The sequence below is a fragment of the Halapricum sp. CBA1109 genome, from assembly GCF_009741825.1.
Classification (GTDB): domain Archaea; phylum Halobacteriota; class Halobacteria; order Halobacteriales; family Haloarculaceae; genus Halapricum.
The window spans coordinates 1-12,628 of sequence record NZ_WPCA01000001.1; the positions used below are offsets into that span (position 1 = coordinate 1).

Below are 12,628 nucleotides of genomic sequence, written 5' to 3' on the forward strand. Positions count from 1 at the left end.
GTCCTGCCAGAACGACAACGTCGTCTGGAGGTGTCCATGGCCGACCGGGTAAGCCAGCGTTTCGAAGTCCAGCGCATCACAGTCAAACCGAGCACCGAACTCGGTCTCGACCAGCGAGATGGTCGTCGCGCGCGGGCTATCGGCGCAGTGTACTCGTCCTCGCGGGTACGGGTCAGGACGACCGGGATCGAGTGCTCCCTCGCAAGAGAGCCGAGGACAGCAATCGTCCGGCAGAGCATCGCCCGTGAGACGCCGGGTGACAGCTCGCCACCGCGATACAGGGCGTCGACGGCCGGGCAGACGATCACTGCTGGGTCGTCGGTCCTAGGAGCGCCGAATGGGCCAGTGTCCCCACCGTGGAGCCAGCGGCCGACCTGCGCGACGAGCGTGTGGTGCTGATGGGTAGTGAATGCTCTGGCGACCTGCACACGGTCCAGCACTTGTGGCGAGGGCGCGACGCTCGCCATCGAGTGTGTCGTCGCGTGCCCTTGCGTGTCTATCCAGACGACGTCGCCGCCGGCGGTGAAAGCGGTGTCGAGCGCCAGCCCTTGGAGCGGTTGGTGGACGGCCGACCGGCGCGCTCTTGGCCCGTCTGCGTCGGGGTCGAGCAGGTACACGCCGCCCTCCAGCTCAGGTAGTTCCGGGACCGGGACTGTCTCGTCGGCGGTCGTCACGACAGTCTCCGGACACGCACTATTCTCGCGAGATCGCGCACGCTGGCCCAGAAGTTCGTCGCTCGTTGGGCCGGGCCAGCGCCCGTCGCCGCTTCGCTGTGGCATGTATGGATGGACACCGACTGCGGCCATAACGTCTGGAGGGTGGGTTCCGTGTTTCCGGAAATGGAGTGAAGTGCGTGGTCAACGTCGTGAACGGACGCTTGTGTCGCAAGTCGGAGTGGTTCCGGGTTGCTTCCGGAAACGGAGGTGATTCCGGGTTTCCGTGAAGTCCGTCTGACTGTCGCGGCCGTTATCTACCGCGCTCTCAAGAGCAGATGATGTGATTGCCTCGTGCATAATCTGTCAATAATCTATTTTGACGGCCGTGCTGAATACAGAGGATGAAGTCAGCAGTCGGTCATCGTTCGTTTCACACCGATCCGGATGAATCAACCGGTCAGTAGAACTGCGTCGGTCACTCGATTCTGAATCTCGAAAGCGTGCCGCTGGTACACTCACTCTCCTCTGGAACATCCCAACGGACCTCAACGAGGTCTCCGGTCCCCAAGTCGAAGGGTACCCACGGTGCTTGAACCGGCTGGTTCCCCTCCCGGTCAGTGATCGCAATACTATCGTTAATATGGATGGTCCTTGTCGCATTTTCCTGGAGCCAAACGACCGTTGCCGTCTCGTTCGTCTCCTCGTCGGTCACGACGACCGTGAATTTCCCATCTCTCAAGGCATCACCGCCGTCGTGTTCGACGAGTAGGGTATCGTTTGCATCATCGTACGTGTGATTGAATTCGACTGCCGGACAGGCCAGCGCAGGCCTCTCTCCCAGACTCGTTACAAAAACCAAGATGCCAGCAAAAGCAACCAGAGTGAGACAAAAAGGACGAGAACGACAGCTGTCGGCCGTGATATCTGGGCGTCCATTCTTCTCGGATATCTTTCCTGGGATACTAATATCTTTGTCTCGGATATTTAACTCATCTTCTGGTAGCCTGGGAAGACCTACAGAATCCACATCTATCCTGCAGGGAAGGTACTCGATACATCCTCTGTATTGACCGATCCAACTACCTCCAATCTGCCCCTCTATCCGTGCAAGACTCGCGCCCTCTATGCAGCAGCGGTTCAATGAACTGTCAGAGAGCCATCGGTAAGAGCGTGCTAGATTCAGAGCGTAGGTCTTGCATCCGTGGTCATTCAGCCCATTTACTGACCTCAATAAGGCATTTATTCCAGTGGCGGATGATATGATATATGAACAGGTGTCTCAGTCGCCGTGCGCTTCTTGCGGGGGCCGGTAGTGCTATGGGGACCACGCTCGCTGGGTGTTCGATGGGCAAACAAGCGACTGCACGTATCGGCGAGCTTCGCCTAGTCAATACGGGGCTACAAACTCGTCAGGTCACCATTCGTATCGAGACAGACGGTCAACGGAAGCTTGACGAGACGTACGAGGTCGGTGGTTCTGAGGGGGCTCGCGTTCAAGCTGTTGACTCGGCACTCCCAACGAGCCGCGGTGAGCAGACGATTACTGTCGATGTTCTCGAATCCGAAACGACCGAGTCTCTGACATACCGAGAGGGGGCATGTCGCTCCGTGATCGCTGACTTCGGCGATGGGGACGTTGGATTCTATAGCGACGAAGGCGAGCACCACTGTTCATCAGGCACTCCACAGCAATCATAGCGACTCCGACCGAGCGTAGACTCACGACACAAATCTACCACTCCGCACCCCTTCACAAGGACGAGCATCGGATGACCAATTCGCGCGTTCTATCCATAAAGAGTGGTCCTGGCGATTCCAAGATAGGAATCTGCGTTGTAGATTTTCCAGAAGCAGGGGCCTCACTCCGCCTCACGAGCTTCGTAGACGCGGTTCGGGCCACTCCCGTGGGACTCGACGAGGTTGTACTGCTGGAGTTTGTTAAGCCACGACCGGACAGTCCGTTTGGTCCGTGGCTCGTCGGCTCGTTCGGCATATTCCTCGTAGAGGTCCCGAGGTGCGATCTCCCCGTGGTCGACAACGAGTTCGTAGACGAGGCGCTGTTCGGGTCGGAGTGCGTCAAGCGTTCGGGAACGCACCTCCTGCCGCCCCTCGGGAATGGCAGCCTCCACGTGGTCGTCAGTGATTCGTTCGGCGTTCTCGCGGTCGGCCCGCCGTGCAGCGCTCCGGAGGATACTCAGCCCGACTCGGGCGTCGCCGGCGGCGGCGTCGGCGATCAACCGGAGCTGATCGGTCCGGATCGCGTCGGGTTCGAGTCCGTGGTCCGCTCGTGCGGCGACGATATCGGTCAGTTCATCGACGTGGTAGCGGTCGAAACGGATCGTCTCAGCGGTCTGGAGTCGCGAGCGGACACGCTCGTCCAAATCGGCCAGCAGTTGCTCCTCGTCGTTGGTGACGAGAACGAACGAGAAATTGTCCAGCCGGTAGAGGTCGTATACGAGGCGCGCGTCGTCAAGCTGGTCAACCTCGTCGAGCGTGACGATCACCGGCGGGCCGTCGTAGTTGTCGAGCTTTTCCAGCAGTTCGTCGTGTGGCGTCGACCGACGGTGGACGTCCAGCGTCTGGCCCAGCCCTTCGAGGATAGCGTAGATGGCCCCGAACCGGGTGTACGACTGCCAGCAGTTCACGTGAACTGATTCGATATCAAGGACACTCTCGCGGAGCCGAGATACGACGAACTTCGTGATGGTGGTCTTGCCGACGCCGGAGGGGCCGGTGATCAGCACCGGCCGAGCGTCTTCACCGTCGGAGATTGGCTCCAGAACGCGCGAGAGTGCGTTCACTTCGGCGTCCCGATGAACAACATCGCCGGGGACGAACTCCTCACGGAGGACCCTCGCGTCGGTGATCATGGCGAAAACGTTCAGAACGTGTGAACATAAGCGGTGGGGGGTCGTTTCCGGGTTTCCGGGTTATTTCTGTATCGTCCCAAGAATGGTGCTTTGCATAGAATCGGAGACTATCTGTCTGTTTCCGAAGCCTCCGGATCAGGTCCTCTTGTAGTATCGGTCGTGGGTCCAGAAACGGCGAAACCGTCTGACTTACTCTCGGTCGCCGACCTACTCTGGGAGTTCGATGGCTTCTGCTGCGTCAGGGGTGGTTGTGATAAAAAAGAACCTTCACCACATCACAAGTGAGTTCGTCTTCAGAACGTCGCTATCTGTCTGACGCGAATCGGGTACGTAAGATAGTCCATGGGTATCGTTCTCCCAGGTGAGTGGAAAGAGTATCATTTCTCGGTCCGCTGCTCTAGAACAATCTCTTCCAGTTCCGGATTCTCGAGACCAGCCTTGATCAGCCCTTCGTAGAAATGTTTGTTGAGCTCGATTTCCTCGCCCTCGTTGATCATTAGCTCACCATTGATTTCCCGATAGCGGGTTTTCATCCGGTCGACTAGGTCAGCGCTGATATACATGGCTGTGTGGGGCCGGTCCCGCCGTGTATCCGATGTCGAATCTCTGTCTGTGGCTTGTCCTGAATCTGGGTTAGTTGTATTATCCGTATTATCCACATTATCTTGATTATCCGCAGAATCCATATGGGCCGAATTATCCGATTCAGTTGTTTCCACAGAATCGTCGGCCGCCGTCGCCTCCTCGGATGAGTTCTGTTCCTGTTGGTCAGGTGGGTCAAATCGGTCACTGAGTGGGTTATCACCGCTCATAGGAATCCCTCCACGTAGTCCGCAATTTGGTCATAGGAGGCCATGATATCCTCTTTCGCATCGGCGTCCCAAGGATACCCGGCCTCTTCAGGGTCATATTGATAGATTGTCGTCCGATACTCGATTGCGTGCTCGACGACGTCCCGATCAGGAATCTTGAACACATAATCCTCGCCGAAGTTCTCGGAGAACCAGTCCTCTACTTCTCGGGCGACGTTCCCCTGAGACGGGACCTCGTTGAGCACGGCGCCCATCGTTTTGATATCGTACTGGTCGAATTTGTCCTCGATCGTCTCGATCTCGTCGAAAAGTATTTCTAGGCTATCGCGCGCGATGGTGTTCGGGTGACTCGGGAAGAGCACGTTCTCACTCGCGATGAGCGACCCATCGGAAAGGGGACCGAGATTCGGTGGGCTATCGATTAGAATGATATCGTAATCTGCGTCCAGTCTGTCTACGGCCTTTCTGAGTGCCTCGTGCCCCCCGGCTTCGGAGTAGAGATACTTTTCGAGGTTAAAGTTCTTGAGATGGCTTGGCACCATGTCGAACTCACCGGTCGAGACGATCAGCTCGTTCAGGTCGTCATAGGAGAGTGTCCCCATATCGCTGAGAACATCAAACAGTGCATGGTCTCCAGTCCGATATTCCTCTCGAAGCCCCATCTTGAGTGTGGCTCCGCCCTGGGGATCGGCATCGACAACGAGCACATCGTGGCCCCTGTCGTTTAGGGCGCCAGCCAGATTGATCGTTGTCGTCGACTTTCCAACACCGCCTTTCTGCATCGCGACTGTTATCCGGTATGTCATGGATTATCCGTGTTAGGTGGATTATCCGACTCAGCCACCTTATAAACATTATCCACATGATACCGCCTATAACATAAATCTACGTCAGACACCTCTCTGACAGAGAATATACTACTTGAATCGACTACGGATAATCTATCACATACATATAATCCACAGAATCTCCACTACGGGAAATTCGTATGATATACTTTATCTATACAATATGGATAATCCGTCTAATGTGGACAAGGCGCCTATTCCATATACTCTACACTGCATTAGCCAATGGATTGACGTACTAACGGATCAGTTCTTCACCATCGCCTATCACGGCACTAATCAGATTTGCTCGTGGTCCCTCTTCAGTGTCCACGCTTCGCTGTGCTCAGCAACAGCGTTGTGGATATCCCAGCTGTTCTGGAGTTAGTCGGTGTTCAGCACTTCCTCGAGCCTGTCGCGACGCTCGATAACGTTCTGTTCACGGTATGCCTCGTGTGTCGTCTCTATCGATTCGTGACGGAGTAGTTCTTGTGCGAGTTCGGCATCTTGGGCGTAGAGCTGACTTCCTATCCCCCGACGTCCACCGTGCGGCTTGAGATATTCGCCGTCGATATCGAGATCAGCACACTCACATAGCCGCTGCATTAGGGAACGGGGCGCCGTTTTTTGAGAGGGCTGGGGGCGTGATATCGTGCTCGCGGAGGACCTCGATTGAGGTCGTATCTTCGAGTTCTTCATCAATCTCGTCGTCGCTCAATCCTCGCTCTGCAAGGCCGTTCCGTGCAGTCTTTGCGAGCGTCGGATAGTGGCGAGTCGGGAATACCGGCCAGTCATCGCTCGCAGGCGCGAAAACCCGTTTGTATCCATTCAAGGCGGTCGTAACACGCTCAGTAAGGGGAATTGCTTGTTGTTCGCGTGTCTTCCCAAATACGACTGCGTAGCCGTCGTCGATGTGAACGTCGTCCCACGCCAAGCCGTCGCGATAGTCGTCGCGGGGGTCGGAGAACAACTCCGCCCCACGAGCGCCTGTCAGCGCGAGCATCGCGACGACAGCACGGTCACGGTAGGCTCTCTCTCGGTCATCCTGTGATCCATCCAGTGCGTTGTCGACGCGCTCATCGGCAAAGGTCAGAAGTTCGTCACGATCCCCCTCCGACCAGAACTGCCGGTCGTGATCACCATGGTATTCAGGCAGTGCGTTCTTCACCCGGTTCGGCCGCGCCGGATTCTTGTCGAGGCGTTCGTCGTCGACACACCAGCCGAGAAATGCTCGTACAATAGTAAAGTACGGACCGTTCGCGTGAACCGACGCAGCTGAGAGGTCGTCATCTTCGTCGACGCGCTTGCGAAGCCACTGAGCGTACCGTCGACAGTCGAGGACGGTTATCTCTTCGAGTTCGGTCACGTCTCGATGCTCACGGAGGTACTGGGCGAACTCGTTGAGGACGAGTTCGTTGTTCGCTCGGTAGTTCCCAGAGTCGAGACTCCGAAGCCTCGCCTGTATCGCGCGCTCGATGGTCGTTTCGGGCGTTGAACCCCCTGGTTCTGGGCCGGACATCGGTTGTGCTCCACAGACGGCGGCGGGGTACAAAATTTTACTGTGTCTTTCTGCGCTAAGACGCAGTAATATTCCGAAGACCCTATATCCACGAATTGAGCCCTCTTACCATGGTGAAAATCGATTTTAGTGAAGGAATAGGGAGTGATAAATCATATTATGATATACTATTTCTCAGAAACCGCGACGACCTGTGATGTGATTTATCTATTCTAGAGATTTTTGGTCTTAGAGACCTCAGCAGACAGGTTTTCACTTTCAGGCTGCTTCGCGAGTATTTAACTATCAAGCAGACATACCAATTTCTGTCTCCCATAAAAATCACCCGGAGATAGAATACGATGATTCCAGACGACATTATACACCGCGTGGATGCCGCCATCCGCAGTCGAGTCATGACTACACCGTACCTATCGAGTTTGATGGGCAGGTGCTAAAATGCCGATTCCGGAAACCAAATTTAACGACTGGAATAGTACCGGAGCTGACAAGGGATCGGCTGATGCACGGGACAAGACTCGCCGTGCCCTGATGAGCGAACGCTCACCACTCGAACAAGCGGACGAAGATTACGAAGTCTATTTACAGGGCTCATATGCGAACACAACTCACACACGGGGATCGAGCGACGTAGACGTCGTCGCGAAAATCACGTCTGCATGGCGCTCTGACCTTGAGGAGCTCAGTGAGGAAGCGGAAGAACGATACAACGAAGACCACGATGACGCCGATTATGACCACCGTGATTTCTACGATGATGTGCTGACGGCACTCAGGATCAAGTTTGGCCGTTCAGCTGTTACTCTCGGTAATAAGGCAATCAAAATCGACAAGGAGCGGACATCACTACTTGATGTCGACGTTGATGTCGTCGCGTGCGGTGAATACCGTGTCTACCGGACTTATCCCCAAGGCGGCGATGAGGACGCGGAAATCGACAAGGGTATGCACTTTATGCCGCAGAGCGGCAACGATCGTGTAATCAACTTCCCTAAGATTCACCGCGAGAACGGACGGGAAATGCACTCGAACTACAAGGAAACTGTCCGTATATTCAAGAACGCACGCTATTACTACAACAATCATTTCGATACTCTCTGGACGATTGATGCCCACTCGTACGGGATCGAGTGTCTCATCTACAACGTTCCAGAGAGTATCCTAAAGCGAACTAGTCGATCAGATCGGTTCGACGAAATCCTCACCCACCTAGAAGATGCGGACTTCTCAAGCTTTGATCAGGTTTCTGAAATGGAATCTCTATTTGGCGGTAGCAGCACGCAGTGGAGTACTGACGAAGCAGATGAACTCATAACCCGTCTCCGAGAAATGTGGGACGACTGGTACAGCAAACGGAAGAATGCACAACTTTTCCACTGACCAATCGAACCGCCATCAGCGATATATCTTAATCGGTATCGCTACTGCAGTGATTTTCCTTGGAGGGATCAGCGTTTTTGGTCCTATACCTGGACTTTCGATGGGCGTTGTCTCATCCGCACTCTACTTCGGTTTCACGAAATATCTCTGGAAGTGGGAGTGGTTACACGATAAGGGATTGGTCGCTGTTCCGAACTTCAATGGTATATGGGAAAGACATCTGTACACTTCCGCCGACGCGGACCCCATCTCTGATGAGCAGATTGTCGACAATGGGCGTCAGATTGAGAGACTGACAAAACAGGAAACCAGTATTGAGATTAAACAGACCTGGGATCAGATACGTGTATCATTGGATGGGCCAGAATCACCCTCACATAGCCGAGCAGCGACGATCTTGGTCAAAGAAAAAGCCTGGCCGACACTCTCGTATAATTACTGGAATGAGGGGAGTACCACCAACGAAGAGCTTGACCCACATTATGGGACTGCTATCTTAGAATACGATGAGCGCGAAGACAAACTCGAAGGAAAGTACTACAACCGCCCTGATCAGCGGGGAACCCATGGGATACTGGAACTGTACAGAGTGAACTGAGTTTTCACTCTGATTTCACGAAGTACATTTCTCCGTAGTTCTCACGGCCAGGACCTGTGTAATAGAATCCCTCTAGTACTGTTTCATCAGAGTCTGATTTTAAAGCTAAGTCCGCGGTTCCGTAGTGTCTTGTCATCGAAGGCGCTGAATCTGGGTCTGGATCGTTCTCATACTGGTAGTTGAGGCTCGGCCAACGCCCATCTTCAGTCAGTACAGTTGCTCCAGTACTGTCTGACTCGGAATTGTCGGTCTCCAGGTGGATGCTAATTTTCCGCCATGTCTGAGTGATTCGTAGCGTCGCTGCGACCCGCTGCATTTCCGCGTTCGGGTCGTTCGAAGCGTGAAGTGCATCATCTGGAATGACACCCTCATAAGAGGTTTTCACATATCCCGTCCACTCGCCGTTGAAATCAGGAACTTTTGACGCTCCTGTTGCGCGGGCGATTCTTGTTTTCCAAATAAACCGACTAAACATCGCTGTAAGAAGGGTGAATCCCACTCCCCAGGAGATCGTTATGCCCGCGACTGCTGGTATGACTGCGCTGAGCGTTGTTGAAAGCCACCCCACGGCAAGGGCAGCTGCATAGGCTCCGAATCCAAGAATACCGTATACAGTCGGCCTATTGTCGTTGTCTGTTGAGTACGTATGCATCGCTATTAATCCTCTTCATAGAGGCGTCTGGCCTCGGTGACGAATGTCCTAGCGTGTTCGACATCCCATTGGGTTGACTCGTCACCAAACAACGATTGCATCCCATGCTGTACAGTATAGTCCGGGAACTCTTCTGCGGCGTCGGCTTCGAGTTCGTCGAGAATTCCCTCGACTCGGTCGCGAATATCCACCTTTGCGATTGTGGCAGTCTCGATGTTTGAGAGGAGACACTCGACGAAGTATGACGCGGCGTTTTCTTTCTCAATAGCGCCGTTCTCTGCGAGTGTATTCCTGAAGTTCTTGAAAATACGGATCGTTGGTTTGTAGTTCCCGTTTGTATATTCGTTGTACCTGGTGCCCATGATTCGATGACGGCGTGGGAAATTGATGATCTTCGTCCCGTCTGGAGTCCAGAATACAATTCCTTTCATGTGGTTTCCTGGCTGGCGTGACCAAAATCGTCGATACTGGAGACAGGGAACGACATCGGCTCCAAGGGGCAACTCATCACTGTCCACTTCGATTGCCTTCTCACCACGTTCGACGTTGCGTGTCCCGTATTGGGCTTGGAGGGTTCGATACACGCCTTCGGCATGTTCCTCGAACATCTGCTGTGGATTTCGATCAGGGGCATGGCTGGCGGCATGATCAGGGACGTGAGAAAAATCTGCATGGAAGGTGTCTGTCCGAATAACAAGAATGTCTACGTCACCGGAATTGTATACCATGGTCGTGTTCCGGTACGAGCCTTGGAGGAGGGTAGCGAACTCTAACCCTTCACTGACGCCCTGGAGGCCACCTTCTTCCAGATCATCCCGGAGTTCGCGGTTGGTATCTCGGGCTTCTTCCTGATTCGCAGTTTCCGAATGTGTCCACCGGTTCAGTTTTGCACGAGAAATCATCTGTTGTATAGTCCGATGTGCCTATATGATATCATACTCACGAATATCTGCCAACAATAGGTGATGTCTACGTCAAGCTATCAAGTTCCCCGTCCTCTAAGGAAAGGAATTCTATAACGTAGTCTTTCAGGGTTTGGTTCTCTGCAGCGAAGAACTCCACAGTCCGGAACACCTCTTTGCTAAACCGTTCATAGAGCTCGAATATATCTGGGTCGAGAAGCTCAGGGTTAGATGACACCAGTTCCTTTTGTGTAGAAGTCTGGATACGATAGGCAAACGAGAGATGGGTATTCAGGCCCAATAAAAACACCGACAAACTAGACTGTCGACCCTGCTCGGAATGGGCAACTGTCTCTGCACTCACGGTCGAGAAGTTAAATTTCAGGAAATGGTTATTATCCAATAGCAACTCATCTGGCTGTATTTGGTGTTTGCTGTTCACAAGACCGATGATGCGAATTAGACAAGGAATACACTCGCCACAGTTATAGGGGTGTCCGACATCGTCCTTTTTTTGTGACAGCTCACGCGGATGGGGACACGTTCGAGTGAAAAGGATGTTTTCTTTGTTTGAGATAGAGTTGACGACATCTTTCTTCGTGTAGCCAAGGAAAGGATTAGTAATTTCTATGTTACGGTCCGGAAATAGTTCCTCGAAAACCCGGTTCAAGCTCTTGACGAACAGTGGGTGGACTGTGCGAGTCGTCGTCCAGCCCGATTCCAGCGAGGAGAACCGTGAGAGGATACCATTCTCGGGAACATAGATATCATCGACATCGAGGGCTACCGCGACAGCGGCGGCGAAAGCGAAGTACATGAATGACCGAGTGAACTGCGTATTTTCGTATGCAGAGAACCCCTCATCGACACCTATTGAGGTCAGATTACCATCGAAGAGATGGTCAAAATTCCGCACTAGATGGCCGACGTTTCGGCCGTGATCAACGCTGACAAAATGTGGGTTGTGCCCTTCATCGGTCAAGTGAGACTGACCACCCAAGCTATCTAATCCGCCAGAAAAGAGCGCGACAGAATCTGCCCCAGGTATCTGAGCACAGTGCTCACTATCGTCCCCATCATTAGACTGAGTCTCGTCGATAGCATCGATGAATCGAAATTGAAAATTGTCACGTGAGATGAAGCTAATAGCATGATTCAATTCAGACTCCAATGATTGCCATCTCTCCACGTCAGCAACAGGGTACAAGATCTGAATCTGACGTGATTTCAGCATTTCTTCCTCATCTTCCTTCGCACCAGTGGGCCCTCGTTTCACCAAACGGTCCGCAGCATACGTACCGAGTGCAACCTCAATCAACGCCGTGACTGTTTGAGGAGGGCTCCGTCCGAAAAGATCATTGAGAACGTTCTTTTTATACTTGATAAGACGACCACCTTCCGTTTCAGCTTCGGTTCGATAATCGTCGACGACAATGGTGTAGTCGGAGTCTGCTTCACTAAGACTCGATCCAGTCCCAGACTTAATCAGGAATCGCTTAGTTCCCTTCAAGATCTTCGTCCTCCCACGCCACAATCATCTCGTGCATAGTATTCCGAATCATTTCTTCTACATCTTCGTGCTCTAGTAGTTCTACATCGGCATCTTCGAAAATTGGAGCTAGTTCCGGCTGGTCCTGTATTCTTTCGACCAGTTCATCCGCCCGGTTGGCACATTGATCTCGTAGTTGCTCCTCAAATTTTTCTAACTCTTGGTCCGTCTCGACGTTCTGGCTGAAATGGAGTTGGAGGGCGGAGTCTGATTCAGGATCATTTGTAGCTGCCTCAATCTCCTCGTTAAGCAGTTGAAACAGATACTCCCGAAAATATACTCGGAAGAATCCCTCAACGCCATGCGCCTCTACGAATTCGTCAATGTTATTCTGAATCTCGGTGTCGTTCAAGAGCATCAGCTCCTTCCGTCATAATGTCACCCATCGCACTTTCCATTGCTCGTTCTGCGGACCCTGAGAAGGTCCGGTCGGTTCCTTGAGATCCTTCTGCAAGGCCTCGGGTGGCGGCCTCCTTTGAAGCTTGTTCAACGACAGCGTCAGAGGCACCAGCTGCAACGACTTCCTTTGCCACAGAGGTGCCGACCTCCTTAGTAGCGGACTCAACACCGTTCTGGTGACTTTTGATAATGAATTCAGAGCCATATCGGACCGCTAAATATGCTGGAACCTTTGCTGCGCCGTTCGGTTGGGCAGCCAGAATCATCTTGAAATAGATTTCACTCGCCTTGGCAGCATCTTTATCACTCGCCGCATCAGCTAAATCACGTTTCGCATCCTTATAATCAGCATTGGATGCCCCAGATTGATTCCGGGTTGCTGTTCCCATATCATCATATTGCAAGTCTGTATTTATAATGCTAATTGTTACAAAGGTCTAACAAATCTTTGTAACAACTCCAAG

14 protein-coding genes are annotated in these 12,628 nt (G+C 53.0%); 2 read left to right on the forward strand and 12 right to left on the reverse strand.

All coding sequences use genetic code 11. The annotated features are described in order from the left end of the window. From GJ629_RS00005 to GJ629_RS00030, 7 genes are all read right to left on the reverse strand, one after another. The coding region (locus GJ629_RS00005) for a hypothetical protein (RefSeq protein ID WP_157511172.1) at positions 1-779 on the reverse strand (779 nt) is incomplete at its 3' end. Between the two features lie 352 nt (positions 780-1,131). Continuing rightward, positions 1,132-1,683 carry a type IV pilin N-terminal domain-containing protein gene (locus GJ629_RS17395; protein ID WP_370515726.1) on the reverse strand — a complete coding sequence of 184 codons (552 nt, stop codon included), beginning with the start codon at positions 1,681-1,683 and terminating at the stop codon, positions 1,132-1,134. Positions 1,684-2,515: 832 nt separating this feature from the next. After that, positions 2,516-3,526, reverse strand: a complete 1,011-nt coding sequence (locus GJ629_RS00015; protein WP_157511174.1) for a Cdc6/Cdc18 family protein — start codon at positions 3,524-3,526, stop codon at positions 2,516-2,518. A 377-nt stretch (positions 3,527-3,903) separates the two neighbouring features. Continuing rightward, complete coding sequence (locus tag GJ629_RS00020) at positions 3,904-4,338, reverse strand: hypothetical protein (RefSeq protein ID WP_157511175.1); 435 nt, start codon at positions 4,336-4,338, stop codon at positions 3,904-3,906. Next, positions 4,335-5,144, reverse strand: a complete 810-nt coding sequence (locus GJ629_RS00025; protein ID WP_255475180.1) for a ParA family protein — start codon at positions 5,142-5,144, stop codon at positions 4,335-4,337. Before GJ629_RS00025 ends, GJ629_RS00020 begins: the two co-directional genes overlap by 4 nt. Before the next feature lie 405 nt (positions 5,145-5,549). Continuing rightward, positions 5,550-5,864, reverse strand: coding sequence for a tyrosine-type recombinase/integrase (locus GJ629_RS17740; protein ID WP_370515727.1), 315 nt, complete (start codon positions 5,862-5,864; stop codon positions 5,550-5,552). Beyond that, the gene (locus tag GJ629_RS00030; RefSeq protein WP_231754392.1) at positions 5,755-6,684 is read right to left on the reverse strand and encodes a phage integrase SAM-like domain-containing protein; all 930 of its coding nucleotides are present in this window, start codon (positions 6,682-6,684) and stop codon (positions 5,755-5,757) included. Before GJ629_RS00030 ends, GJ629_RS17740 begins: the two co-directional genes overlap by 110 nt. 531 nt (positions 6,685-7,215) lie before the next feature. Here GJ629_RS00030 and GJ629_RS00035 point away from each other — a divergent pair. Together GJ629_RS00035 and GJ629_RS00040 are read left to right on the forward strand one after the other, a co-directional pair. After that, positions 7,216-8,064, forward strand: coding sequence for a nucleotidyltransferase domain-containing protein (locus tag GJ629_RS00035; RefSeq protein WP_197428320.1), 849 nt, complete (start codon positions 7,216-7,218; stop codon positions 8,062-8,064). A gap of 49 nt (positions 8,065-8,113) precedes the next feature. Then, positions 8,114-8,662 (forward strand): hypothetical protein, encoded by a 549-nt coding sequence (locus GJ629_RS00040; protein ID WP_370515728.1) that lies wholly within the window; start codon positions 8,114-8,116, stop codon positions 8,660-8,662. Positions 8,663-8,666: 4 nt separating this feature from the next. Here the strand turns inward: GJ629_RS00040 and GJ629_RS00045 are convergent, their stop codons facing one another. The 5 genes from GJ629_RS00045 to GJ629_RS00065 form a co-directional block, all read right to left on the reverse strand. Beyond that, complete coding sequence (locus tag GJ629_RS00045) at positions 8,667-9,314, reverse strand: hypothetical protein (protein WP_157511178.1); 648 nt, start codon at positions 9,312-9,314, stop codon at positions 8,667-8,669. A 5-nt stretch (positions 9,315-9,319) separates the two neighbouring features. Next, complete coding sequence (locus GJ629_RS00050) at positions 9,320-10,216, reverse strand: hypothetical protein (RefSeq protein ID WP_231754393.1); 897 nt, start codon at positions 10,214-10,216, stop codon at positions 9,320-9,322. Positions 10,217-10,283: 67 nt separating this feature from the next. Next, positions 10,284-11,726: a hypothetical protein gene (locus GJ629_RS15885; RefSeq protein WP_197428322.1), complete on the reverse strand. Its 1,443-nt coding sequence runs from the start codon at positions 11,724-11,726 to the stop codon at positions 10,284-10,286. Next, complete coding sequence (locus tag GJ629_RS00060) at positions 11,713-12,123, reverse strand: hypothetical protein (protein ID WP_157511179.1); 411 nt, start codon at positions 12,121-12,123, stop codon at positions 11,713-11,715. The genes GJ629_RS15885 and GJ629_RS00060 overlap by 14 nt, the downstream gene beginning before the upstream one ends. Then, positions 12,092-12,553, reverse strand: a complete 462-nt coding sequence (locus tag GJ629_RS00065) for a hypothetical protein (RefSeq protein ID WP_157511180.1) — start codon at positions 12,551-12,553, stop codon at positions 12,092-12,094. Before GJ629_RS00065 ends, GJ629_RS00060 begins: the two co-directional genes overlap by 32 nt. Between the last annotated feature and the right edge of the window lie 75 nt (positions 12,554-12,628).